19 protein-coding genes are annotated in these 24,293 nt (G+C 60.5%); 12 read left to right on the top strand and 7 right to left on the bottom strand.

Annotated features, from left to right (window positions below):
• Positions 1-99 precede the first annotated feature (99 nt).
• Genes iorA through ACTQ05_RS05915 form a run of 3 tightly spaced genes read left to right on the top strand, consistent with a single transcriptional unit; the run spans position 100 to position 3,869 of the window.
• Positions 100-2,010 (top strand): indolepyruvate ferredoxin oxidoreductase subunit alpha, encoded by a 1,911-nt coding sequence (gene iorA / locus ACTQ05_RS05925; protein ID WP_441538314.1) that lies wholly within the window; start codon positions 100-102, stop codon positions 2,008-2,010.
• Positions 2,010-2,618 carry a 2-oxoacid:acceptor oxidoreductase family protein gene (locus ACTQ05_RS05920; protein WP_441538312.1) on the top strand — a complete coding sequence of 203 codons (609 nt, stop codon included), beginning with the start codon at positions 2,010-2,012 and terminating at the stop codon, positions 2,616-2,618. The genes iorA and ACTQ05_RS05920 overlap by 1 nt, the downstream gene beginning before the upstream one ends.
• Before the next feature lie 15 nt (positions 2,619-2,633).
• Complete coding sequence (locus tag ACTQ05_RS05915) at positions 2,634-3,869, top strand: phenylacetate--CoA ligase family protein (RefSeq protein ID WP_427719611.1); 1,236 nt, start codon at positions 2,634-2,636, stop codon at positions 3,867-3,869.
• A 56-nt stretch (positions 3,870-3,925) separates the two neighbouring features.
• Here ACTQ05_RS05915 and ACTQ05_RS05910 read toward each other — a convergent pair whose 3' ends face one another.
• Positions 3,926-5,077, bottom strand: a complete 1,152-nt coding sequence (locus ACTQ05_RS05910) for a diguanylate cyclase domain-containing protein (RefSeq protein ID WP_441538310.1) — start codon at positions 5,075-5,077, stop codon at positions 3,926-3,928.
• A 150-nt stretch (positions 5,078-5,227) separates the two neighbouring features.
• Positions 5,228-6,250: a 2-keto-3-deoxygluconate permease gene (locus tag ACTQ05_RS05905; RefSeq protein WP_441538308.1), complete on the bottom strand. Its 1,023-nt coding sequence runs from the start codon at positions 6,248-6,250 to the stop codon at positions 5,228-5,230.
• 514 nt (positions 6,251-6,764) lie between these two features.
• Here ACTQ05_RS05905 and ACTQ05_RS05900 point away from each other — a divergent pair.
• Positions 6,765-7,577, top strand: coding sequence for an HD domain-containing protein (locus tag ACTQ05_RS05900; RefSeq protein ID WP_441538306.1), 813 nt, complete (start codon positions 6,765-6,767; stop codon positions 7,575-7,577).
• On the opposite strand, the gene ACTQ05_RS05895 is transcribed toward ACTQ05_RS05900, so the two are convergent.
• Genes ACTQ05_RS05895 through ACTQ05_RS05885 form a run of 3 tightly spaced genes read right to left on the bottom strand, consistent with a single transcriptional unit; the run spans position 7,574 to position 11,199 of the window.
• Complete coding sequence (locus ACTQ05_RS05895) at positions 7,574-8,779, bottom strand: FAD-binding protein (protein ID WP_441538304.1); 1,206 nt, start codon at positions 8,777-8,779, stop codon at positions 7,574-7,576. The genes ACTQ05_RS05900 and ACTQ05_RS05895 overlap by 4 nt on opposite strands.
• On the bottom strand, positions 8,780-9,595 hold the full coding sequence (locus ACTQ05_RS05890; RefSeq protein WP_154517150.1) for an electron transfer flavoprotein subunit beta/FixA family protein: 816 nt from the start codon (positions 9,593-9,595) through the stop codon (positions 8,780-8,782).
• Between the two features lie 2 nt (positions 9,596-9,597).
• Complete coding sequence (locus ACTQ05_RS05885; RefSeq protein WP_441538302.1) at positions 9,598-11,199, bottom strand: FAD-binding oxidoreductase; 1,602 nt, start codon at positions 11,197-11,199, stop codon at positions 9,598-9,600.
• Positions 11,200-11,543: 344 nt separating this feature from the next.
• Here ACTQ05_RS05885 and ACTQ05_RS05880 point away from each other — a divergent pair, with 344 nt between their 5' ends.
• The 8 genes from ACTQ05_RS05880 (at position 11,544) to ACTQ05_RS05845 (ending at position 21,214) form a co-directional block, all read left to right on the top strand.
• A complete protein-coding gene (locus ACTQ05_RS05880) occupies positions 11,544-11,840 on the top strand; it encodes a hypothetical protein (protein ID WP_441538300.1) in 297 nt (98 codons plus the stop codon).
• Positions 11,837-12,346 (top strand): hypothetical protein, encoded by a 510-nt coding sequence (locus ACTQ05_RS05875; protein ID WP_427719604.1) that lies wholly within the window; start codon positions 11,837-11,839, stop codon positions 12,344-12,346. Before ACTQ05_RS05880 ends, ACTQ05_RS05875 begins: the two co-directional genes overlap by 4 nt.
• 87 nt (positions 12,347-12,433) lie before the next feature.
• The gene (locus ACTQ05_RS05870) at positions 12,434-13,036 is read left to right on the top strand and encodes a hypothetical protein (RefSeq protein WP_441538299.1); all 603 of its coding nucleotides are present in this window, start codon (positions 12,434-12,436) and stop codon (positions 13,034-13,036) included.
• Positions 13,037-13,316: 280 nt separating this feature from the next.
• Positions 13,317-14,708, top strand: coding sequence for a hypothetical protein (locus ACTQ05_RS05865; protein ID WP_441042126.1), 1,392 nt, complete (start codon positions 13,317-13,319; stop codon positions 14,706-14,708).
• An 88-nt stretch (positions 14,709-14,796) separates the two neighbouring features.
• The gene (locus ACTQ05_RS05860) at positions 14,797-15,513 is read left to right on the top strand and encodes a DUF554 domain-containing protein (RefSeq protein ID WP_154517132.1); all 717 of its coding nucleotides are present in this window, start codon (positions 14,797-14,799) and stop codon (positions 15,511-15,513) included.
• A gap of 88 nt (positions 15,514-15,601) precedes the next feature.
• On the top strand, positions 15,602-17,362 hold the full coding sequence (locus ACTQ05_RS05855; RefSeq protein WP_441538297.1) for a TerB N-terminal domain-containing protein: 1,761 nt from the start codon (positions 15,602-15,604) through the stop codon (positions 17,360-17,362).
• The gene (locus tag ACTQ05_RS05850; RefSeq protein ID WP_427794933.1) at positions 17,355-18,653 is read left to right on the top strand and encodes an ATP-binding protein; all 1,299 of its coding nucleotides are present in this window, start codon (positions 17,355-17,357) and stop codon (positions 18,651-18,653) included. The genes ACTQ05_RS05855 and ACTQ05_RS05850 overlap by 8 nt, the downstream gene beginning before the upstream one ends.
• A 116-nt stretch (positions 18,654-18,769) precedes the next feature.
• On the top strand, positions 18,770-21,214 hold the full coding sequence (locus ACTQ05_RS05845; protein ID WP_441538294.1) for a DEAD/DEAH box helicase: 2,445 nt from the start codon (positions 18,770-18,772) through the stop codon (positions 21,212-21,214).
• Between the two features lie 204 nt (positions 21,215-21,418).
• Here ACTQ05_RS05845 and ACTQ05_RS05840 read toward each other — a convergent pair whose 3' ends face one another.
• Positions 21,419-22,294 carry a spermidine synthase gene (locus ACTQ05_RS05840; RefSeq protein WP_441538292.1) on the bottom strand — a complete coding sequence of 292 codons (876 nt, stop codon included), beginning with the start codon at positions 22,292-22,294 and terminating at the stop codon, positions 21,419-21,421.
• Positions 22,295-24,202, bottom strand: a complete 1,908-nt coding sequence (locus tag ACTQ05_RS05835) for an elongator complex protein 3 (RefSeq protein ID WP_441538290.1) — start codon at positions 24,200-24,202, stop codon at positions 22,295-22,297.
• Positions 24,203-24,293 lie beyond the last annotated feature (91 nt).

Raw genomic sequence — 24,293 nt, 5'->3', positions numbered from 1 at the left:
TAGCTTAATGGAGTACACTGTATCTCGTTGATTTCGTACCGAGTCGCGGCGACAGACGCCGTCTTGCCGTAACGCGCCGGCGACATCGAGGGGATACAGATGCATAAGAAACTGGTTATGGGAAACCAGGCCTTTGCGTATGCCGCGCTTGCGGCGGGCGTTCGCGTGGTCGCCGGTTACCCGGGCACGCCGTCGACGGAACTTGTCGAGACAGTTGCCAAACTCAAGGCCCAAGGTAGTGCCGAGGGTGTCCACGTCGAGTGGTCGACCAACGAAAAAGCCGCGCTCGAGGTGCTGGCAGGCGCATCGTATGCAGGAGCGCGCTGCCTTTTTACCTGCAAACAAGTTGGACTAAACGTTGCCTCCGACCCGCTCATGAGCCTCAACTACGTGGGCATCAAGGGCGGTCTGGTGCTGTTTGTTGCCGATGATCCCGGCCCCATCTCCTCTCAAACCGAGCAGGATACGCGCCGCTTTGCCGCATTTGCGAAGATCCCCGTGCTCGATCCGCAAAATCTGGAGCAGGGTTACGCGATGATGCAAGAGGCATTTGAAATCTCGGAGCGCTACCATACGCCCGTTATCGTGCGCCCCACCACCCGCGTATGTCACGCCTCAACCTATTTGGAGGTACCCGAGCATACCGTCGCACATCCCGCTGGCACCTTTGAGAAGGATCCCAAATGGGTTATCTTCCCGCGCCGTTCGTTTGCCGCCCATGGCGAGGTTAACGAGCGCCTGCCGCAGATTGCAGACGCCTACTCCAGCGGCAAGGCCGCAGACGCGTTTAACCCCATCGAAAACCATGGCGATGCCACGCCGCGCCTGGGTATTATGGCCGGTGGCGTCTCGTATGCATACACGTGCGAGGCGCTGGCGATTATCGAGCGTCGCGCCGCCGCGGCAGACATCGCCGTGCCGCCCTATCGCTTGATGCAGGTCGGCCTTCCCTATCCCTTCCCCACTGCAGCTGCCGAGCGCTTTGCCGAAGGGTTGGGTCAAATTCTCGTCGTCGAAGAGCTCGACTTTGTCCTTGAGGACGAGATGCTGCGTCTAGCGGGCCGTACGCACGCGGCATATACCGTGCACGGCAAGCTCGACGGCACCATGCCCGGTCGCGGCGAGAACACTGTCGACGATCTGGTTGAGCGCCTGGCGGCGTTCCTTGGCATCCCCGCCCAGGCTGTTACCCCACGCGCCGACGCTTCGCTTCCCAAGCCGCCCGCGCTCCCCGTGCGCCCACCGGTACTTTGTCCCGGATGCCCGCACCGTGGCAGCTTTTACGCCGTCAAGCAGGCACTCAAAGCGATAGGCGCTACCGACGCCGTCCTTTCGGGCGATATCGGCTGTTACACGTTGGGCAACGCCGCCCCGCTCGATGCCGTCGACACCTGCCTGTGCATGGGGGCCGGCATCACTATGGCCCAGGGCCTAGGTATTGCCGAACCCGCGCGAAAGCAAATCGCTTTTGTGGGCGACTCCACGTTCTTTGCCAGTGCCATGACCGGCATCGCCAACGCTGTCTACAACGGCCACGACATCACTGTCATAGTGCTGGATAACGCCACCACCGCCATGACGGGCGGCCAGCCTCATCCAGGCACCGGCCTGCGTTTGGATGGTACCAAGTCCCAGCCCATCAAAATCGAGGCCGTGCTGCACGCCTTGGGCGTCACCTGCATCGAACATGCCAACCCGTTTGACCTAGCCCAGACAACCGAAGCCGCCCGACGCGCCATTACGCACGAAGGCCCCTCGGCGCTCATCTGTGAGGGCCTCTGCATTACGCTGAGCAAGCCCAAACCCGCGCTTTGCGTCGACGAGAGCCGCTGTACGGGCTGCAAACGCTGCATCACGCAGATCGGCTGCCCCGCTATCTCTTGGGACGCCGAGCAACGACGTGCACGCGTTAACCCGACCCTTTGCAACGGCTGCGGCCTGTGCACGCAGGTCTGCAAGTTTGGAGCCATCGGTCCAAACGCAGAGGCCGCGAAGGGAGGCGAGGCCTAATGCTCAACATCATGATTACCGGTGTGGGCGGCCAGGGCACCGTCCTTGCCGCCAAGTTGCTCGCGCAGGCAGCCGAAACCCGAAATTGGCGGGTGCGCACCGCCGAGACCATTGGCATGGCCCAGCGCGGCGGCTCCGTCGTATCGCATGTCCGACTGGCAAATCAGGACGAGCCCCGCATCGACGCGCCGCTTATCGCCCACGGCGAGACCGACCTCATCATTGCATTTGAGCCCGCCGAGGCCGTGCGCTGCCTGGGCTATCTACGTCCCGGCGGCGCCTTGGTAAGTGCTACGAGTAGCGTGCAACCCGTAACGGCGGCGCTCTCGCGTGACGCCTATAGCTCCAAGCCCTTTCTAGAGTACCTGCGGCAGACTGTCCCCAATTGCCTGCTGGTCGACGACACCGCACTCATTAAGCAGATCGGCTCGCCCAAAGCGCTCAACGTCGCGCTGCTGGCAAGCGCCGTCGCCATAAGCGACCTGGGGCTCACCGTCGAGGAACTTCGCGCAGCCATGCACGCCAGCGTGCGGTCCCAATTTGTCGCACTCAATGACCGCGCCATTGATGTGGCCGTTGCCGCCATCTCCGCATTCGCCTCCCGTTAACGCAAGGACAAAACCATGAAGATGCAGCCCGCGCAGCTTGAGCTTATTACCAAGCAGTTCCAGACCCTTAAAGACCGCTCGCCGTTTTATGCCAAAAAGTTCGATGGCATTGACATCGCAAACATTTCCACACAAGAAGAATTTGAGCAGCTGCCCTTTTCCGAGAAGGCGGACCTTCGCGAGGCGTACCCGCTTGGCATCCAGGCCGTACCAGACGAAGAAGTCGTTCGCATCCACAGCTCATCCGGAACCACCGGCACGCCCGTGATCATCCCCTACACCAAACAGGACGTGGACGACTGGGCCGATATGTTCGCCCGCTGCTATCGCACGGCCGGCATCACCGCGCAGGACCGCATCCAGATTACCCCGGGCTACGGACTGTGGACGGCGGGTATCGGCTTTCAGCTGGGATGCGAACGCCTAGGCGCCATGGCCATTCCCATGGGTCCCGGCAACACCGAAAAGCAGCTCAAGATGATGCAGGACCTAGGATCGACCGTCATCACGGCAACCTCGAGCTATGCCCTGTTGCTGGCCGAGGAAATCACCAAACGCGGTCTGCGCGACAAGCTCCACCTAACCCGCGGCGTCATCGGCTCGGAGCGTTGGGGCGAAAAGATGCGCAAGCGCATCCAAAACGAGCTGGGCATCGAGATCTTTGACATCTACGGTCTCACCGAGATTTACGGTCCGGGCATCGGTATCTCGTGCCGCGAGCACGACGGCATGCATATCTGGTCCGATTACGTGTACTGCGAGATCGTCGACGCCAAGACCGGCAAGGTCCTTCCTGACGGCGAAGTGGGCGAGCTGGTTCTTACAACCCTGCGCAAGCAAGGCGCACCGCTTATCCGCTACCGCACGCACGACCTGACACGCATCATCCCCGGCACATGCGCCTGTGGCCTTGACCACCCGCGCATCGACACCCTGGTCGGGCGCACCGACGATATGATCAAGGTCAAGGGTTGCAATATGTTCCCCGCGCAGATCGAGGAAGTTCTTAAGTTCGTCGACGGAGCGAGCTCGGAGTACCAGGTAATGATCGAGGCCGTCAACGGTCGCGATGTACTCGAGCTACTGTTCGAAAGCGAGCTGACGGGCGCCGAGCGCGATGCATGCGAGCGCGAAGTGGCTGCCGTCTTTAAGGCCAAGATCGGCTGCACGCCCAAGGCGACCGCCGTACCGCTCGGTGAGCTGCCGCGCTCCGAGAAAAAGACGAGGCGCATCTTCGACAGCCGATACTAGTCCCCGAAAGCGCAGAAGGGGCGCACGATCATCGCAACGGTCGTGCGCCCCCTTTTTTAGCGTATCTGGACGCCGACTTTCTTCTTCTCGCGCTTTACGCGGTAGAGCTCCGCGTCGGCAGCACGGAGCAAGTCTTGCCAGGTATCGACGCCATCACCAACCCGTGCGTAGCCGATGGACATCCGCAACAGATACGGAACCTCGGCGCGCGCGAGCTCGTCGTTGATTGCCGCACACAGATGCAAGATATCCTGCTCCGCCATCGCCTTTTGAAGCACCACGAACTCATCGCCGCCATAACGCGCGATAAAGCTACCAGACGCCGAGCAGACTTCTTTGAGCGCAGCGGATATGACCTGAAGAGCATGGTCGCCCTCCACATGTCCATAGCGATCGTTAATCTGCTTAAAGCCGTCGGCATCCATCATAAGCAGATACACGTCTTCGGCCTGATCCACATTTGAGAAGAGCGACAGTATATAGGTCTCAAAACGGTTGCGATTGTTGAGGCCAGTCAACGGGTCGGTCGAGATGAGCTGCTCCTGGAAGACAATGTAGAGCAGCAATATGCTAATCATTATGCCGACACAAAGGCCGGGCACCGAGTATACGACCTGAAAGGTACCGCCCACCAGGGCCGGAATGGCGAAAAATGCCAAGGTTCGATAGATGGTCTTCGTCTGCAGGCTCTCGACCCTGCGAGATTGCACAAACGCATGTAGGGACGTATGTAGAACGTAGCAGTAGCTGACAATGGGCTGGATCATATAAGCAGAGCCGCGACTATACACGCCCTGCGAATCGATATAGAACAGGGCGTGCGTCCAGTAACTGGTAAACGCCAGCACGACCACCAGAACCGTAGGCGACGCTACAAGCACCACCCTATAGCGCGAGGCCAAAAGGCGAGAACCCTGCACCGTCTCGGAATAGATAAACCAAATGAGACACACGATGGCAAAGAGCGAAAACGAAACCGCGTTGGAAATCCAGTTGACAGCAATGCCCAACGTGCCGTCCACACCATCCAATAGCACCCAGATCATATCGAATAATATGTACGCGGCAGAGGTGTAGCCAAGCATGCTAAACAATAGCTGCTGGGTGCTCGAGAACAAGGAGCGACGACTCCGCACGGCAAGCCCGATAAGAACAATCATGCTTAGCAGGAATATCTCAATCTTGAGCGCCTTAACCACCAGGCCCATCTCCCCATCATCAAACCGACAGCGCTTCTCCGAGCCGCACGCATCACCATAACTCCCCCAATACAGAGGGGAATGAGGGAATAATACCAGAGCGCCCGGGCGCTCTCACGGCGCGAGTTGCACGCCAGCATCATTGATGGGCGCCGATGGCTACTCGCCATCGATGTCGGCCGCGACGGCTTCCTCGATGGCCTCGACACCGGCGGGCGACAGGTCTTCCTTGCCCTGGCAGAACTTCTTATCGACCCAACCGGTCAGAATCGGAGCCATGATTGCCGTGATGATGACGGCGGTGGCGATCTGAGCGTATGCGGTGGGCGCAAGATCGGCATAGCGCGGCGCGGCCTCGGCAAGAGCAACCGGCGTGGTCATAGCCGTGCCGGCGATGGTGGAACAAGCCACGGCGGCTTTGCCGTTACCGCCGCACAGGCGCTCGAACGCAAAGGTGATGGGACCGACGACAAACAACGTGACAAGGCCCAGCAAGATGCCGGAAATGCCGCCGGTGATAAAGCTCGACAGGCTCATAGACGCACCGAGCTGAAATCCGATGACGGCGATCGCAGGATTGGTGCCGGGAACCAGCAGGTTCTTGATGAACGGGAAGAGGTTGCCCAAAACCATGCCAATCACGAGCGGCAGGATGGAACCGATGATGGTGCCAACGGGAATGTTGGCAAGACCAGAGACACCAAGAATGATCATGGTAACCGCAGGGCCCGCCGTGAAGAACAGGATGCCCACGGCGCCCTGCTCGGACTCGTCGCCAAACTCGCCCATGATGCCCGTGTAGAGCGCCATGTTGCAAAACGTAATGCCGCCGATGATGGAAACCGAGCTCAGGCCCAAAAAGTTGTCATTAAAGAAATACGCAACGCTCAAGCCCAGCACGGCTGCCACCACAAGCTTAGGAATCAGTACGACGATGCCGGTCTTGATGGCACCCGGCGTGGACTTAAAGCTGATGCCGGCGCCCACAAACAACAGGATCGCAGCGACGATGGTATTGGAACCGCCGCGGCAGGCGGCGGTAAAGAAGCCGCCGATCTCGAAGACCTGCGGGCAGAAGGTATTGAGCAAAAGGCCGACGATCATCGGGTAGATCATGATGTCACCCGGAATGCGCGGTACTTTGAATTTCTTTTGCTCGTTGGCGATCGCTTCCTGTGCCATGAAACCCCCATTTCCGCCGACGCAGAACAAAAGCCCACGTCATGCTTTGCTACAGTAAAGTTTGACCATGGTACCAGAAGAAGCAGATCGGCTCGGTGAGATATTCGATTCGTGGGGTCCGGACGGTAAAAGCACCCCACTCCTATACGAGGCTCAAAACGATATAGAGCCCGATACCCGAGACGCAGCACCACAACATCGACTTTGTCTTGATTGCCACCGCAACGACGCCGACAGCCGCTGCGAAAAGAGCAGGCAAATAAAGAGCGATGTGCAGACAAAACCCGCAATAGCGGTGGGAACATCGACAACGGCGCACCTATCGCAACATTGGTAAGCATCACCGGCCAGACGGTTTTAACGATTTTGAGCACCATGGCGTTCCTCGTCCCGACAAGCTTTTCGAGCCGCATTCGACGACATGGCAGAATCATCGCCCGGCGGCAACCGAGTTCACCTACAATTGCCACCGGATCGAAAGACACAGAAAGACACAGCTTTTTAGGAAGTCATTATGACAGCTATCGATCGAACGGGGGCAATCGCGGCCTTCAGGACCTACACCGATGCCTACGATGCCGCCAATCCGCGTATCGCGCTCAAAATCGAGCATACGTACCACGTTGCCGAGGCATGCGATGCCGTGGCACGCAAGCAGGACTGGTCACCGCAGGACATTGACCTGGCGTGGCTTTGTGGGCTGTTGCACGATATGGGCCGCTTTGAGCAGCTGCGACGCTGGGACACGTTTAAGGATGCCGAGAGCATGAGCCATGCGAAGTTGGGCTTCGAGGTCCTCTTTGGCAAAAACCCTGCAGACGCGCCCGCGGCAACAAGTATCCGCGACTTTATCGACAGCCCGGCAGAAGACGAGCTCATCCGCGCGAGCATCGCCTATCACAGTGACTTTCGCCTGCCGGCACAACTCGACGAGCGTACACGGTGCTTCTGCGATATCGTGCGCGATGGCGACAAAATCGACATTATGCGCACCATCGCCGACAGCACCGTCGACACCATCCTCAAGGTGGATGAGGACGCATTTCTCGCCAGCCACTTCTCGGCGCCGACGTTGGCCGCCTTTGACGAGCACCGCTGCGTCGCACGAGATGAACGCGACGAGCCCGCGGACTACCTAGTAGGACTCATCTGCTTTATGTTTGAGCTCGTCTATCCGGCGAGCCGAGCGCTGACGCGCGAGCAGGGCGATATCTACCGCCTGCTCGACGCGCCCTTTGGTATTACCCAGCCCTTTACCGACCCCGCCACACAGGCAACCTGGAGCCGTCTTAGGGAAGAGATGCGCGACTGGCTGGCGAGCGCCTAGCGCTCAAGCTGGGCTAGCAGCTCCTCGACGACCTCGACGGCATCACCGACAACCTTGTACTGGGCAGCACCAAAGATGGGGGCATCCGGGTCCTCGTTGATGGCGATAATGCATTCCGCCCCACCGATGCCGGCAAGATGCTGGATGGCGCCCGAAACACCGATACTCACAAGCATCTTGGGCGAAACCGATATGCCCGTCTGGCCAATCTGATGGCGATACTCCAACCAGCCGGCCTCCACGACGGGTCGCGTGCAGCCAAGCTCGGCTCCCAGAGTCTCGGCGAGCCTTCGCATCAGCGGCAGGTTTTTCTTGGAACCAATGCCGCGACCCACCACGACCAGGCGCTCGGCATCGGCGATTGAAGCCTGCTGTCCCCACTCCTCGGCGGGAATCGAGATCTCGACACGAGCCTTAGCATCATCCGCAAGTGCTATCTGGGTGATCGTGCCGGAGCGGCCGTAGTCAAAGTCGGGCGCCTTAAAGATGCCGGGGCGCACCGTTGCCATCTGGGGACGATGATTGGGGCAGACGATGGTGGCCATCAGGTTGCCGCCAAACGCCGGACGCGTCTGTTGCAGCAGCCCCGTCTCCGTATCCATCGAAAGCACGGTGCAGTCAGCCGTAAGGCCCGTCTGCAAACGCACGGCAACGCCGGGTGCCAGTTCGCGGCCAAAGGCGGTCGCTCCGTACAGAATGGCCTCGGGCTTGCGCTCTGCCACCAAATCGCAGATGAGGCGAGCGTAGACCTCCGCATCGTTCTGGCGCAGACGCTCGTCGCGACAGATCAGGACCTCGTCTGCACCGGCACAAACCAGATGCCCCAGGTCACCGAGAGAACCCTCGGGGCCCATGCCGACCAGCGCCACCAGGCGACAGCCGCGTGTATCCGCAAGCTCGCGGCCCTTGCCCATGAGCTCGAAGGCAACGGGAGCCACCGTATCGTGCTCGTCGGTCTGCGCGAATACCCAAATGTCTCGATATGCATCGAGGTCAACCGCGCCGGCGGCCTCGTCGCGCTCGATCGAAATGGCATTGACGGGGCAAGCGTCGACGCACCCGCCGCATAGGATGCAGCCGTCGGTTACGCGGGCGCAACGGTTGGGCCGCTCTCCTTCCACTACGATGCCGCCCGAGGCACAGGCGCGAACGCAGCGACCACAGCCGATACAGGCTTCGCTATCGATAATCAGTCCGCTCATCTATGCCATCCCCTCGATAATCTTGGCAAGTTTCGCCGCCTGCTCGGACGCCGTTCCGTCAACGGCCTCGCACGTTTGGTCGCGGTCGGGCACAAACGATCGCACGACCTGTGTCGGCGAGCCGGCAAGACCGCAGCGCGCGGGGTCGGCGTTCACGTCGGCAGCGTTGACCACGCGCACGTCCGCCTCCTCGGCCGCACGAATACCGGCGATGCTCGGCATACGCAGTTGGCCAATCTCCTTGGCAGTCGTCATCGCGCACGGCATCTCAAGATAGACCGTCTCCTCGCCGGCATCGCAGCCGTGAACAAGCGCCAGTGAACCACAGGTCGTAAAGCCCGCACTCTGCACGCAGCTCACGTCGGTCACGCAGGGAATCTCGAAGGCACCGGCAAGCTCGGGACCAATCTGGGCCGTATCGCCGTCCACCGCCATCTTGCCGCAGATGAGCAGGTCGAAGTCCTCGTCGAGCGCCTCGATGCCACACTTGAGGGCATAGGTGGTTGCCAGGGTATCGGCACCTGCAAAGGCGCGATCGGTTAGCAGCAGTGCGTCATCGGCGCCTCGGGCGATACAGTCGCGCAATAGCGATTCAGTCGCGGGGATGCCCATCGACACCACCGTTACGCGCACGTCCATGCCAAAGCCGATAAAGTCGTCCTTCAGCGCCAGCGCGCATTCCAAAGCGCTCGCGTCAAAGGGATTAATGACCGCCTGCTTGCCATCGCGCACGATGGTATTGGTCTTGGGGTCCATCTTGACCTCGGTGCTGCCCGGCACCGCCTTGACGCACACCACCATATGGAAATCGCTCATCTTCACGCGCCCCCTTTCTGGACGAGCTCATCCAAGAGCTTCTCCGAAAACAGGTTACCGCGGCCCAACTGCCCGGCAGGATCGAGCTGGAGCTTGAGCCGCGCCGACTCGACCATGGCCTCGTGACCGTACATCGTCTCCAAGAAGCCCGCCTTGATCTTGCCGACGCCGTGTTCGGCGGAGACGGCGCCGCCCATGGCCGTGACCTCGGAAGCCCACTGGGCAAAGAGCTCTCCGCCGCGGCGGTAATCCTGCGCATCGCGCGGCAGAATGTTCACATGCAGATGGTTGTTACCGATGTGCCCCCAGGCGGCAGATTCAAGCCCACTTTCGGCCAACGTGCGGCGATAAAGGGCGATGACATCGGCCAAGTGTGCGTTGGGCACCGACATATCCGACCCCAGCTTGGTAATGGTGGGGTCCGTGCGGCGACGCTCGTCGATGAGCATGTTGACGCTCTCGGGCACCGCATGGCGGAAGAATCGCTGACACTCGCGATCGACCTCGGTGCGCGCGACCCATGTCGCATCGTCGCTGCCGCCCGCAAGCTCCAGTACCCACCCCAAGTGATACAGCTCCTCAGTCGCCTGGGCTTCGTCGTCGCAGTCGAGCTCCACGTAGACACAGACCTTGGCGTCTTTGTCGAGCGCCGGCAGCGAGGCGAACGCGGTCGACTGCTCGCGCTGACGACGCAGGATATCCAGGGCACCCGCATCGAAATATTCGATGGCAGCCGCGTGGGACAGGACGGGACGTACAGAATCGGTGAAGGACACGGCCTTGTCTTCGCTGTCAAAGAAGCAGCTCACGCCCCAAACGACCGCAGGCGCCGCCTGCAGGGCAATCTCGAGCTCGGTGATGACGCCGAGTGTGCCACACGCACCGATAAACAGATCGATGGCATCCATATCGTCAGCAACGAAATAGCCCGAAGCATTTTTGGTCTTGGGCATGGTGTAGTCGGGAAGGTCGAGCTCGAGCGTGCGGCCCTGCACCGTGACGAGCGAAAGGCGACGACCCTGTGCAAAAACCTCGCCACGGTGAAGCTCGAGCAGGTCGCCATCGGTCAGCACGACATGAAGGCCCGTGACGTGAGGGCGCATGGGGCCGTAAGCGTAGCTACGGGCGCCGGAAGCGTTGCATGCCGCCATACCGCCCAGGCAGGCAGATGCCTCGGTGGGATCGGTAGGAAAGAATTGCTCGGGAGCTTCCTGGAACTCCTCGTAGGCCTCAAGCGATGCCTGGTCCCAGCCGGCAGTCGGCAGCACTTTCTTGCCCAGTTGCTTGCGCAGCTCAGACAGCACGACGCCGGGCGCCACGCGCAAAAGAAAGCGGCCCTGCTCATCGCGGCGAATGCCTAGGTAGCGATTCATGCGGGAAGTATTGAGAATGTGACCGCCATGAGGCACGGCGCCGGCGGCAAGACCGGTCCGGGCGCCCTGAACCGTCACCGGGACACGCTCGGCATGGAGCTTTTCCATAATGGCGCGGACCTCGTCCTCCGTTGTCGGAAACGAGATGCTCGAGGCCTCGCCCGATGTGCGAGACTCATCGCGACCATACTCTTCGAACTCGTCGGTGAAGGGTTTGATGGTTGCAGACACGCGAACTCCCCCTTTAGCTAACTACAGTGTTTGCAGGGAAATGTTACCGCATCGTTTCACCGACATGTTCGAGACCGTCTCCATAATTGACGTTTTTAACGTTCGCGCAATTCGGCGAACGGTGGGATTTTCGAGACAAGCGACACTTTTGCCACACGTTGCCGCGCAGCCACAACATGTGCATTTATCAGTCAAAAATAGTTGAGATTTTTTTCACATGCTTTTACCTGCGGAGATATCGGCTCGTCAAGCAATTGGTTAGTTATTGGGCAAGTTGCGGCTGATACGGTCGGCATCGACAGCCAAACCAATAGTAGTTTTGGCCCCAGAGCAGGGAGGTTTCCATGGCATATTACTGGCCCCAATACGGTTTCGCCATCGAAGTCGATGACGACCCCTATCTCTTGCCTTTCGACGAAGATGCATTTCCAGGTACGGAGGTCTACCACGTCACCACCGATGTGATCTGCGACCCCGAGTCGTTCTCGGCGCTCGCCCACCACATCGCGCGTATCCACAACATCGAGCTCCCTCACGACTTCGACGAGCTCATCTACTCGCGCCGCCTGATGCTTCACATGCTCTTTGGAGCGGACCCGTCCACGTTCGCACGTGTCTACTCCACCAAGGACGCCGCATGAGTGCGAAGAAGCCGCCCCGCCTTGCAGGACTGGGGCGTCGCAAGAAACTCGTCGTTGTCTGCCTGGCTGTCGTCTGCGCCCTCATCGCCGTAGGGCTATACGCCTGGCAGTCGCAGCCCGTGCCCGAAGCGGGCGCCTCAGTCACGACGGCAGAAGGTAAATCGCGCCAAGAAATCCAGGATGAGCTCGACGCCATCGTCCGCGACAACATGATGACGATCTCGGTCGCGCCGGTCGCACAGTTGCAGGAAGGCGGCAAGTTGCGCGTCAACGTGCAAAACGTCCAAGACAACAAGTTTCCCCAGCGCTTCCGCGTGATTCAAAACGACGAGACCATCTATGAGTCCGGTGTGGTCGAAGCCGGCAAGACGGTTGAGACCTGCCCCGCCGGCGATATCCAAGAAGGCGAGGCATATATCGAGATTCAGGCACTCGATGCCAAGACCTACGACACCCACGGCAATCCGACGCGCGTCAAAGTGCGGGTGGCACAGGCAGAAGGCTAGTGGCCGACGCGCTCGCAGGGGCAGCACCCTGTCCCCATTCGTCCAACCATCACGGAAACAGTCCGTGACGAGCAGAAAGGATCGATTATGAACACACCCATGAACCTGAGCGGAGCCAGGGCACTCGCCGTGGGCGCAGGGCTTACGCTCGCACTTGCGATGGGCGCCGCGCCAACGGCGGCCATGGCAGAGGTGCGCGTTGGAACCACCGATGTGACGGTGAAGGCCGATATTAGCAATGTTTCGTTTAAGGCGCCAACGGTCATCCCCTTTGCCGCCAAAGCCGACGGAACGCTTGTAGGACCCTCCGACGAGACGATTACCATCGACAACCTCTCGGCATATGGCATCCACGTCACCAACATGAAGGTCACGGCCCAGAACGACTGGACAATCGTTGCAGACGCAAAGACGGGCTCGGCCCAGAACTCCATCGATTTTAAGGTTGGCCCCGATACGGCAGAAAAGGATGCCAGCTCGGCGACTCAGACTACGGGCCTCGATCTTTCCAAAGACGCAAGCTTCGACATGAAGTACAAGGACATTGGCGACGGAACGGACAAAATTAGGCTCAATGTGAGTGGCCACGTCGCCCGCGTCACGCGTGACATCTACCACGCCACCGGTACGGGAGATCAAGTGGCAAGCATCACCTGGACGGTCGAGCCCGGTGCGCACGCCACGTCCTAAGGCGATTGCACTGGCCGCCATCGTCAGCATCTTAGCGTCCGCACCCGCAATGGCCTTTGCTCAACAAGAGCAAGCGCAAGCGGCCACAGAAGTGACCGTCGATCTTTCGGGCCTTAATCGCGGCAGCCGTCACGAGCCGCTCGTCCAGACGAGCGACACCCGGCAACTCATTGCGGTAGGCGTCGCCACGGTGGGAGCAGGACTGACGTGCCTTGGCCTGCACATCAAACGCAACCAATAGCCAAGCACGACCGGAGTACGCGGAATAGATAGGAGAACCATGGCACCCAAAAACCTTTTGCCCGTTGCCGCACTCTGCAGCGCACTGGCGAGCGGTACGCCTCTCGCCGCTTGGGCGACGCCCGCCACGGCAAGCTCCTTACCGCAAGCTCTGAACCCCGCGGCGAATTCGTCGGGTATCGTCGCCTGCCAACGTTTTTCGCTCGCACATGCCACGGTCCGAACCTCGGGATGCCTTCACCGCAATGCGGTCGACTCGATAGTCGTGGATATCAAGCGACCGGACAAGGAGAACGGCCCCCAGACAGGTTGCGCCATCTGCACATGGAAATCGGCTGCAGTCGACGCCGATGGCGATCCATGCGACTTAGAGCTGCGCATCGATATTGCCTCGGTCGATGACTCGGCGAACGGGGCAAAGGTCGTCTTCGACAGCGCGGCCCATGAAGAAGAAGGGGGTGTATGCCTGGGCTGCGTTCCCTCGAATGTCGATGGCGCGCAGCCCATCATCTCCTTTACGGCGTCGCTGCGGCTGACCAAGGCGGACACCGAAGCCATCGCAACGGGAGATGCGCCTTTGCTGTTCTACGCTGGCGACGCGGACGACCAAAAGGCTCAAAGCACCAGGCAGAAGGGCTCGCTTAACCTCACGCGCGGATCAGAACCCGCCCCCATCAATATCGATGCCCAGGAGCCGGGCGTGCAGCGCATTCTCGCCGATCCGGCGCTGCTCCAAATGACATGGCACGGAGTGGGGTCCGTCGAGATTGCCGCTCCTATATCGAGCGATAATGACAAATCCCCCAAAGACGAGGTCGCAGACGCACCGGCACATGTTGACGATGCATCATCAGAAGACAACGCTGCGGTTCCTCTCGAGAAGCCAAGCGGCAGCGCCACCGAACTAGGCGATTCCCAACCGAAAGACGGCCTGGACTTTGCCGCTCCCCCAGGTGTCGACGAAGGCAACTGTTGCATGATGGTCGCGCTCGACCACACGGAAACCGTCGATGCTGCAAGCATTGAGCCAGTCGCTGCCAATGCGCCCCGCCGCAAAAATATCCTCATCGCATTCCCCAACACCGTCGAGCTCGTCTTTTTGCCTTCGGGAGAAGTCGTCGCGCCTACGGCACTTACAGCAGTGGGAGCTAAGAGCGCATCGAACGATATCCAAGCCATCTCGGCACTTGATGCCACAACGACCGCCAAGTTACACCTTTATTCCGTTGCAGCAGACGGAACGCGAACCGAAGAATTCGACGGAACCAAGCTTTTGGTTCCTCGTCGCATCGGTATCCAAGAAGACGTCCCCTATCAAATGGAACTTGAAGGGTTCGATCGCGCACGAGATGCCGACATCATTGCCGCAGCCATCGAATCCCCACAGCACCTCATGACGCTGCGCTTCGACTTTAGCCCCATCCTGTCCTAGACCGCTAACCGCCGCTTGGCTCGGATACTGAGCGCCCCCTCCCCGTTCTGCTACGATTGCCGCGTTGGCATCAATTACAGGAGGGTTCATGCCGGGTTTAGGAACGATCATCAACGTCGCGCTTTTGATCGCGGGCGGTCTGCTTGGCCTTATGGGTGGGCGCTTCATTACGCCTCGCATCCAAGACACGCTCATGAAGGCGTCGGGGTTGTGTGTTCTGTTTATCGGCCTGGGCGGCACCATGCAAAAGATGCTCGTTATCGATGGAGAGGCGTTGGCGACCACCGGCACCACCATGCTTATCGTCTCATTTGCCCTCGGTTCGCTCATCGGCGAGGCCATCAACCTGGAGGCCGCCATCGAGAACCTCGGCGAATGGCTCAAGCGCAAAACCGGCAGCGAAGGCGACAACGAGTTCACCAACGCCTTTGTCTCGGCATCGCTCACCGTGTGTATCGGTGCCATGGCCATCGTAGGATCGATTCAGGACGGTCTGCTCGGCGACTGGTCCACGCTTGCCCTGAAGGGCGCGCTGGACTGCATCATCGTCTGCACCATGACGGCCTCGCTTGGCCGCGGCTGCATCTTCTCGGCCCTGCCCGTTGCCGTATTCCAGGGCACGATCACGCTTTTTGCCGGCGCACTCTCCCCCATCATGACCACCGCAGCCCTCGACAGCCTTTCGCTTGTGGGCTCTATGCTCATCTTCTGTGTTGGGGTTAACCTTATTCGACCTCAGACCTTCCGCACGGCCAACATGCTCCCCTCCGTCGTCGTGGCGGTCATCTACGCCCTCTTGTTCTAAATCTATCTACGTAGCGGTTTCTCGAACACCTGTTTGATGCTGTGCTATGATATGAGGTCACCGAAGCTGCGTTAGGAGAGGAGAAGCGGTGGCCGACCGGGACGTCAAGATGCTCATCGAGCGCATTATGGCCGAGGCCCGGACCCATCAGTCCGCCCGCTTCTCAAACGAAATCTATGCTGACGAGCCGATTCTCAAGACCGGTCGACAGATGCAGAACTTCCTCCCCGACCAGTACCGCAAGATGCGCGAGATATCACGCTGGCAAGATGATCCCAAAGGCGGCGCGGGACGTTGGCTATCGGAGGCGGAGCTCTTTTACCGCCAAGGCCTGCTGATGGCCGACTTCGAGGACGATTGTCCCTACAACGGCACCTTTAAGTCGTACTTTCCCACCTACAATGCCATGAGCGATCGACAGTTGCGCGGCTACTTTACCTGGCGTGCCCAAGTGCGCCGCGGAACTGTCGAGGAAACGTCTACGTCCTTTGCCTTCCTGTATCTCTATGAGCTGATCTGCGGCATTGGCGTAGATGACCCACTCGATGGCTTTAGCAAGATCAAGGCCTTTTGGAACGCCTATCGTGCCTTCGAGCCCGGCATCGACCGGTTTGCACGCGTGTGGTTGCAAGATTACGCCGTTTTCCACGGGCTCGACCCCAAACTGCTTCGCGACTCTAAAACCGTCATGTTCGATAACGCCCTTATCGAGCTGCGGCGCGCGGCTCGAGACCTTGCACCTGCACCGACGCCGTCGGACCTGGCGCCTGCGCGTCGCAAGACCTCCGAGCCTACGCTCCCCCTCCCGCCCGACGAGGCGGGCGAGGAGCGACTCATGGCCGCTATCAACGCCCTCTCCACGTATAACCTCGATAACTCTAGACTCGATCGCAGCCACCATCGCGACCTACGCCACGTGGCATGTGCCGTGTACGTCCGCATGGCGCGCTACTATGACACGCATCGAAAGACCGGTATCGTGGCGAGCTTGTTTGGGGAGGAGACGGCCATGCCCTATACCATGTTTGCCTCGGCCGTGTTCTTTGCGCCCGAGCGCCACGAGGACTGCGAATACCGCCTTGACCCCATCCATATCTACCGCTGCCAAAACGGTTTTTGGGAATGCATGCGAATTCACGGCAGCAGGCAAAAGAGCAGCAAGCTTGGTGAGATGATGCGCGCCTGCGACCAACGTCTGCGCCTGGCCCTAGCCCCCGCCCACCCCCTGAAGGAGGAGAAGGTCCCCAAATATCTGGCCAAAATCATCGATGACGAGATCGTGGCATGGCTTTCGTGGGATGCCGCACACCAGCCCATCAAGATCGATATCGATTTGAGCCAGCTGGGGCACATTCGGAGCGCCGCCGCGCAAACGCGTGAAGCGCTTTTGATTGATGAGGAGCGCGAGGACGGCATGCCCGTGGAAGCCGAGGCAACGCTTATCGAGCAGCCGGGCCGCGAGTCTGCGCCCGGCATGACTGCCGAACCTGGCGAGATGACCATTCAGCAAGACGAACCCGACGAGCCGACTGTCTCCGCCGAAGAGTTTGGCGTCATGGCACCGCTCCTCGTGTCTGCGCCCGCACCCGCAACGCCCGCGTCTGCCGAAGCTACGAACAAACTCGCGCCCGCCGAAGATGCCTTTCTTCGCGCGCTCCTCGAGCAAAACACAGCGCAAGCGACATCGGCAGTGGAGAGGTCGGGCCAGAGCGAGGATATGCTCGTCGACAGCATCAACGAGACGCTCTTTGACCTGGTGGGAGACACCGTTATCGAGTTCGGCGCGGCAGGACCGCAAATTATCGAGGATTACGAAGCAGACGTGAGAGGATACCTAGACCATGAGTGATACCGCATCCGCAGCACCCCGCGTGCCCAAGCGCGTCGCTGCCGTCATTCTCAACTCACTCAAGGGCGGTGTGGTCCCGCGCATCGGCCTTCCCTATATCACCGTAGGGCGCGAGGTCGAGATCCGCGCCCTGCTCACCGATTTGAGTCTCATCGCCGACGGTGGCGCGAGCTTCCGGTTTCTGGTCGGTCGCTACGGCGCAGGCAAGAGCTTTTTGCTCCAGACCATCCGCACGCACGCCATGGGCGAGGGGTTCGTCGTCGCCGATGCCGACCTGTCGCCCGAGCGCCGCCTGCAGGGCGGTCAGGGGCAGGGCCTTGCCACCTACCGTGAGCTCATCCGCAACATATCGACCAAGACGCGCCCCGAGGGCGGTGCGCTCAACCTTATTCTGGATCGCTGGGTCGCCTCGTGTGCCGACGTCGACGAGTCGGTCGTCAATGCCCAACTGGCCCCGCTCGAGGAGATGGTCCACGGCTTCGACTTCGCCCGCATGCTCCGCCGCTACCGCACGGCCGTATCCGAGGGCGATGAAGAGGCCATGAGCCGCATAACCAAATGGATCCGCGGCGAATACCGCACCAAGAGCGAGGCTCGCGCCGAACTGGGTTCCTCAACCATCATCAGCGATGACGACTGGTACGACTACGTTAAGCTCATTGCGCGCTTTTTGGTCTGCAGCGGCTACAAGGGCATGCTGGTGCTCATCGACGAACTCGTGAATCTGTATAAGATTCCCAACGCGATCACGCGCCAATACAACTACGAGAAGATCCTGACCATGTACAACGACACGCTCCAGGGCAAGGCGCAGTACCTGGGCATGATCATGGGCGGCACGCCAACCTCCATCGAAGACCGCCGCCGCGGCGTGTTCTCCTACGAGGCCCTGCGCAGCCGACTCGCTCAGGGCCGCTTTGCACGCGAGGACCTTAAAGACATGCTCGCGCCCATCATCCGTCTGCAGCCACTCACCTACGAAGAGTTGCTGGTGCTGATCGAAAAAATCATGCAAATTCACGCCGGCTACTTTGGCTGGACGCCCACGCTTACCGAGAACGACCTGGTGGACTTCCTCAAGATTGAGTTCGGTCGCGTGGGAGCCGACACGCATCTGACGCCGCGCGAAGTCATTCGTGACTTTATCGAGCTGCTCGACATCCTATGCCAAAACCCCAACGCCAACGTGGCCGAGCTGCTGCAAAGCGTCGGCGGTGACGCGCCAGCAGCCGCAACAGACGACACCGGCACCGCAGGCGCCGACCGCAACTTCGCCGAATTCGCCATCTAACCTGCCAAAAAGGGACAGGTTTATTTTGGCAGGTTTTATCTGGGCAAACATTGAAGCAGTCATGCAGTAAGCCACTGCCCGCCGCGTTGAGAGATTCGCTTTTGAAAGGAGGCCCCGTGAACGCCTTTGACCGCTACGCCCCGTTTATCCAAGACTTCATCTACTCCCACGATTGGGAGAGTCTCCGCTCCATTCAGGTTGCGGCGGCAGATGCCATCTTTAACACACAAGACAATGTGCTCCTGACGGCATCCACGGCTTCCGGCAAAACCGAGGCGGCCTTCTTTCCCATCCTGACCGAGTTTTGGGAGAAGCCCCCCGCGAGCGTGGGCGCCCTCTACATCGGCCCCCTCAAGGCGCTCATCAATGATCAGTTCGTCCGCCTTAACGACCTCTGCGAAGAGGCCGATATCCCTGTCTGGCACTGGCATGGCGATGTCTCGCAGTCGCACAAGGCTAAGCTCATCAAAAAGCCGAGCGGCATCTTGCAGATTACGCCCGAGTCACTCGAGGCGCTCCTGATCCATAAGCACATGGCGATCCCGCGCATGTTTTGCGACCTGCGCTATGTGGTCATCGACGAGGTCCACTCGCTCATGCGCGGCGACCGTGGCGGGCAGACGCTCTGCCTTATCGAGCGACTCTCGCGCATGGCCGGCGTGCAGCCTCGACGCATTGGCCTTTCGGCCACCATCGGCGACCCCGAGCGCACGGGCGCTTTTCTCTCACAGGGAACGGGACGTGACTGCGTTATCCCCCGTTTTGAGGAACCGCGCCGCGTGTGGCGCATCTCCATGGAGCACTTCTACAACTCGGGTCCCCAGGCACAGCAGCGGGGATTCGAGAGCATGGGTCCTCAAGAGGCCGAAGTGCTTGCCTCCGAGCGCATTGAGGCAGCGGCACCCACGGCGCTGCCGGCCGACACCCAAGGCACGAGCCACAGCGGACAGCCCACACAGGACAAGCGCCGTCAACGTCGCAAACGGGCACAGGGTAAGGCTAGCTCCGGGAACCGCTGCACTTCCTCGGCCCCCGAGGGCGAAGTCGACATCCCCCGGGCCGCCGAGCAAGCGCTCCTCAACCCCACCGACACCGCACCCGACAACGCCGATCCCGGCATGGGCTATATCTTCGAACACACCCGCGGGCGCAAGTGTCTGGTCTTTGCCAACTCGCGCGAGGAGGCAGAGGCCGTATGTTCCATGCTGCGCAGCTACTGTGAGAGCCGACACGAGCCTGACCGTTTCCTCATCCATCACGGCAATCTTTCGGCATCGTTGCGCGAGACGGCAGAAGAGCTCATGCGCGATGAGGAGCAGGCACAGACGACCGTCACCACCTCTACGCTTGAGCTTGGCATCGATATCGGCCGTCTGGAGCGTGCGTTTCAAATCGATGCGCCATTTACCGTCAGTTCCTTTTTGCAGCGAATGGGCCGCACGGGACGCCGCGACCTTCCGCCCGAGATGTGGTTTGTCATGCGCGAGGAAGAGCCCGAGCCGCGCACGATGATGCCCGAAACCATTCCGTGGAAGCTCCTGCAGGGCATCGCACTCGTACAACTCTATCGCGAGGAAAAGTGGGTCGAGCCGCCCGAGCTCGATCGACTCCCCTACAGTCTGCTCTATCACCAGACTATGTCGACGCTTGCCAGCACCGGAGAGCTCACGCCGGCAGAACTTGCCCAGCGCGTGCTCACGCTCAGTTATTTCCATCGCGTCTCAGCCGATGACTATCGCGTGCTGCTGCGTCACCTCATTAAGATCGACCATATCCAGGTCACCGAGGGCGGCGGGCTCATCGTGGGCCTCGCGGGCGAGCGCATCATCAACAATTTTAAGTTCTACGCCGTGTTCCAGGAAAACGAGGAGTTCACCGTCCGCAGCGAGTCGGCCGAGCTGGGCACGATCGTCAATCCCCCACCGCCCGGTGAACGCATCGCCATCGCCGGGCACTGCTGGATTGTCGAGGAAGTGGACTGGAAGCGCCATACCGTCTTTGCTACGCAGGTCAAGGGCCGTGTGCCGGCTTACTTTGGCGACTGCCCCGGCGACATCAACACGCATGTACTCGAGCGCATGCGTAAAGCGCTCAACGAACATGCCGCGTATCCGTACCTTATGGGCAACGCGCGAGCCCGTCTGGCGCAGGCTCGCCATACGGCCGAGATTTCGGGTGCGGGCACTAGGCCACTCATTAACCTGGGCGGCGACACCTGGGTGCTCTTCCCCTGGTTGGGCAGCTATGCCTTTTTGGCGCTCGAGCGCATGCTCAAGATTAAATGTGCCGCGGAGCTGGGCCTTCGCGGACTCGACCCGTCGCGCCCGTACTTTATGCAGTTTAAGATGAAGGCCGACGAAGAGACGTTCTTTGAGGTACTCGCCGCCGAGGCCGAGAAGGACTTCGATCCCATCGAGCTCGTCTATCCCGGCGAGGTGCCTTACTTTGATCGTTACGATGAGTTCGTTCCCGAAGAGCTCGTGCGTAAGGGCTTTGCCGAAGGCGTGCTCGACATAGATGGCATGAAGCAGCGTGTCCGCAGCTGGCGCGACCACGCATAAAACGGGGCTGACTATATGAGCAGTCAATTTGGGACGGGGCTATTTTAGCTGCCCTTGCAGGTAAAGCGAAAGGTTTGGCCGATTAGTGGCAGGGATAGCTAAAATAGCCCCGTCCCAAATTGACTGCTCCCGATGTGGAGCGAGCCGGCATCCGAAAGCAGCTAAAAAGCCCCGTCCCAGAAAGACTGGTCGCAGAAAGACGCGCTAGTCGTGAAGGACGGCGCCGAGGAAGTCGGCGTCAAAGGGCACGGCTTCGGCAAAGGCATAGTTCCCGTCGCTGGCGATGAGCAGGTAGTTTTCCTCGCCGCCGAACTCTGTATCGCCACAGGGGACCACCCAGGCGTGGGCGAATACCTCGAGTGCCGTGGCAGCGCAGTCGCGCAGGAACGTTACATCGCCCCCCTCGTTTGCGCTCACGATATTGGCGACGTAGATACCCCCGGGGTTCAGGCTGCCCCGCACTAAGCGCAACGCCTCAACCGTCGCCAGCTCGCGTACGGGCTCGGCACCGCCAAAGCAATCGCTCACGACCACGTCGTAGCGACGATGGCCCACACTCGTCACACCCAGATACGAGCGAGCCTCAGCGGTTATCACCCGCAGGCGATCGCCCGCCGCGCGCTCTAGCTCGTCTAGGTAGAACCAGCGGCGCGCCAGGCGCGTAATCTCTCCGTCATACTCGATAACGTCCATGCGCAGGCCCTCGTGCGACATCAGCGCAAATTTGGGATAGGCAAACCCGCCGCCACCTAGCATAAGCATACGGCTGATACCGTGACCATAAACGTCACGCATCGCATCCTCGGCCTCAAACACGTCGTCAAACGCGCGATAATACGCAAAGACGGGCTCCGCCCAGCGCTCGCCGACGTAACTCGCGCTTTGGTAGACACCGCCTTGCACCAATACGCGGACTTCATCGCCGCCCTCATCGTGCACGCGTTTCACACGCGCCAATCCATTGCGGGTTCGCGCGACCTGCAGGCAGGCAGCGCGAACAGCGACGGCAGCCGCGCCCAGCGCCGCGGCTCCCAGAGCAACGCCGGCAACAACGCCGGCAGAAACACTCGGCTTGTTCATCTAGAGCTCCTTTTGCAGATAAAGGCCATGGTCATAAAATCCAAGATGGCGATAGTACTCGCGCGTGCCAATCGCGCTGATCACGTTGATGTGCGTATAACCCGCATCCCGGGCAATCTCGCACGCACGCTCTACGAGCAAACGCCCCAACCCGTGATGCTGCGCCGCCTGGCCCTGGTCGCCCACGCGCGCCGCCATGCCGTACACGTGCACCTCGCGAATCATCGCCTCGTCCGGCGTCGTCGGCAACTCGTCCGAATGCGCGGCAACAAACGAATGGTCGGGCAGCGACAGGCGCAAAAAGCCCGCAATCTTGCCCTGCGGCGTCACCCACTGCAAAAAGCGCTCGTGCGTCACCGGCGTCTCGTACGCTACATCCTCGTCAAGGGTCAGCTCATCCAAGTCGGCACCCGCCGTGCTGATCTCGCGATAGCGAATCTCACGCACCGTCGCACCGTCACCCCGAGCAGCCAGGCGGTTCTCGACGAGCTGACGCAGGTTGGGCTTCTTGTTGCCCACCATAATGTCATCGGAGCTAAAATCGCGGATCATGCGGCTGATACGGCAGAACGGCGGCGTCACCACGATGTCATCGGCTAGCACGTCGAGTAGCTCCTCCTCGGTATAGGGGCGCCACTCGCCGCGCTCGTAACAGCCCACCAGACGCGAGCCCTCGATGAGCGCGCACGGGTAGACCTTGACCTCGTCGGGCATAAAGGCCCCCTCGGTCATAAAGCGCTCGTAGTCGCGCTTGTCCCCCTCGGGTGTGGCGCCCAGCAAGTTGAGCATAAAATGCGCGTGGATCTTAAAGCCAAACAGGCGCGCAAGCGAAAACGCCCGCTCGATTTGCCCCACCGAAATGCGACGCTCGTTGATATCGAGCAGGTACTGGTCGAGGCTCTGGATGCCCATCTGGATCTTGGTGCAGCCCAGGCGGCGGATGAGCGTAAGCGCCTGCGGCGTTATGGCATCGGGGCGCGTCTCGATAACGAGTCCCACCACGCGATGCTTCGCCGTCTCGTTGATGCGCTGCTGACGCTCGAGCTCCTCCATCGTTGCCGTCTGCCACTCGGTGACCTCGCCCCACGGCGTACCAGGGCCGTACAAACGACGCACCGCACGGTTATAGCCGCCCACGACAGCATCCACACGCTCCTGCTCGTCGGCAACGCCGGCAGCGAGCTCGGCCTCGTCTGTCGCAATGCCGGCAGCCCGATAGCGCTCGCGGCGCTCCGCTACCACCGGCGGCAGGGCATCGGCGGGTGCATCGTCGAGCAGACGCCCCGCCTCGGCACGGCTGATGCCCGGACGCGCCAACATGGGGTTGGCCGCCACGCCGGCGACGGCATCGTCATTGAGCGCACGGAAAAGCTCCGACATAAACCATGTCTGATAGCCTTCCGGATAGTCGCTCCAGGTGCCACCGAGCACAATGAGCTCAATCTTATCGGTCGCATGCCCCATCTGCGAAAGCGCGGTCAAACGAGCGCTCACCTGCAGATACGGATCGAAGCAATTTTGCTCCGCACGGGCGCACGCGGGCTCGGCATGCAAATAGCTTTTGGGCATACGCAGGTCGTTGGGGCAAAACAGGCAATCGCCCGAGCACGGCCACGGCTTGGTGATGACGGTAATGGTCGCTACGCCCGAAGCCGTGCGGCGCGGCTTCATGCGTAGCACCTGCAGCAGTTGACGTTCCAGATCGGAATCGACATTCCACGCAGCCCAACGAGCCGGATCCTCACGTTTAACCCGCTGGTAGAACGGCAGCAGACGGCGCTTGGCCAGATCGCGCTTGTCGGCACCCTCACGGCGTGCCTCGGCATGTATCAATTTGACGAGCGCCTTGTCGTCCACGGTCTCGCCGCGACGCAAGGCTTTAAGTATGTTCAAGATAATCTGTTCCATGCCCCCATTGTAAAGGCAAAGGCGCCGGAGCCCGTCACGGCCCCGGCGCCTTCATCAAAGAGCACGCCTATATGTACCGATCTCCGAAAAC

This window comes from Collinsella sp. LCP21S3_A9 (assembly GCF_052118785.1).
Taxonomy (GTDB): Bacteria; Actinomycetota; Coriobacteriia; order Coriobacteriales; family Coriobacteriaceae; genus Collinsella.
The sequence above is the reverse complement of the archived record's forward strand: the minus strand, read 5'-3'. Positions and strand labels throughout refer to the sequence as shown.

Coding starts and splice junctions, on each gene's coding strand:
- ACTQ05_RS05910 (WP_441538310.1), bottom strand. CDS start 5,077: ATGGGCCTGGTGGTTAAGGCGCTCAAGATTGAGATATTCCTGCTAAGC.
- ACTQ05_RS05865 (WP_441042126.1), top strand. CDS start 13,317: ATGGCACCCAAAAACCTTTTGCCCGTTGCCGCACTCTGCAGCGCACTG.
- ACTQ05_RS05880 (WP_441538300.1), top strand. CDS start 11,544: ATGGCATATTACTGGCCCCAATACGGTTTCGCCATCGAAGTCGATGAC.
- ACTQ05_RS05915 (WP_427719611.1), top strand. CDS start 2,634: ATGAAGATGCAGCCCGCGCAGCTTGAGCTTATTACCAAGCAGTTCCAG.
- ACTQ05_RS05920 (WP_441538312.1), top strand. CDS start 2,010: ATGCTCAACATCATGATTACCGGTGTGGGCGGCCAGGGCACCGTCCTT.
- ACTQ05_RS05835 (WP_441538290.1), bottom strand. CDS start 24,202: ATGGAACAGATTATCTTGAACATACTTAAAGCCTTGCGTCGCGGCGAG.
- ACTQ05_RS05905 (WP_441538308.1), bottom strand. CDS start 6,250: ATGGCACAGGAAGCGATCGCCAACGAGCAAAAGAAATTCAAAGTACCG.
- ACTQ05_RS05870 (WP_441538299.1), top strand. CDS start 12,434: ATGAACACACCCATGAACCTGAGCGGAGCCAGGGCACTCGCCGTGGGC.
- ACTQ05_RS05850 (WP_427794933.1), top strand. CDS start 17,355: ATGAGTGATACCGCATCCGCAGCACCCCGCGTGCCCAAGCGCGTCGCT.
- ACTQ05_RS05860 (WP_154517132.1), top strand. CDS start 14,797: ATGCCGGGTTTAGGAACGATCATCAACGTCGCGCTTTTGATCGCGGGC.
- ACTQ05_RS05890 (WP_154517150.1), bottom strand. CDS start 9,595: ATGAGCGATTTCCATATGGTGGTGTGCGTCAAGGCGGTGCCGGGCAGC.
- iorA (WP_441538314.1), top strand. CDS start 100: ATGCATAAGAAACTGGTTATGGGAAACCAGGCCTTTGCGTATGCCGCG.
- ACTQ05_RS05895 (WP_441538304.1), bottom strand. CDS start 8,779: ATGAGCGGACTGATTATCGATAGCGAAGCCTGTATCGGCTGTGGTCGC.
- ACTQ05_RS05840 (WP_441538292.1), bottom strand. CDS start 22,294: ATGAACAAGCCGAGTGTTTCTGCCGGCGTTGTTGCCGGCGTTGCTCTG.
- ACTQ05_RS05875 (WP_427719604.1), top strand. CDS start 11,837: ATGAGTGCGAAGAAGCCGCCCCGCCTTGCAGGACTGGGGCGTCGCAAG.
- ACTQ05_RS05900 (WP_441538306.1), top strand. CDS start 6,765: ATGACAGCTATCGATCGAACGGGGGCAATCGCGGCCTTCAGGACCTAC.